We start from the raw sequence: 422 nt of genomic DNA on the forward strand, positions 1-422 counted from the left end.
TAGAGCGGTTTCCACCTACTCCGGATCGTAACCGGCGGCAGCGAAGTAGTTTGCGCACTCGGTTGGGGTGAAGGCGTCGAGCAGATTGCCGACGACAGTCCAGAGCCGATCGACCGTGCGCTCGGCCGCTTTGCGCAGCAGCGCCTTGAGCTTGGCGAAGGCCATCTCGATCGGATTGAAGTCGGGCGAGTACGGCGGCAGGAAGCGAAGCCGTGCGCCGCTGGCCTCGACGGCGGCCTGGATTGCTGCGCCCTTGTGGGCGGGGAGGTTGTCGAGGATGACGGTGTCGCCGGGCCTGAGGGTTGGGGCGAGCACCTGCTCGACATAGGCCAGGAACCAGTCTCGCGTCATCGGCCCGTCGAGCACCATGGGCGCGCTCATCCCCGACATGCGCAAGCCCGCAACGAACGTCGTCGTCAGCC

Annotated in this window: 1 protein-coding gene; it reads right to left on the reverse strand. The window is 66.4% G+C overall.

Annotation, left to right across the window (positions count from 1 at the left end; all coding sequences use genetic code 11):
* Positions 1-15: 15 nt before the first annotated feature.
* Positions 16-422 (reverse strand): transposase (locus J7U37_RS24960; RefSeq protein WP_247637506.1); only part of this gene is annotated, 407 nt, incomplete at its 5' end.

Origin of the sequence: Methylobacterium sp. 37f, from assembly GCF_023093475.1 — a bacterium.
Lineage (GTDB): Bacteria > Pseudomonadota > Alphaproteobacteria > Rhizobiales > Beijerinckiaceae > Methylobacterium.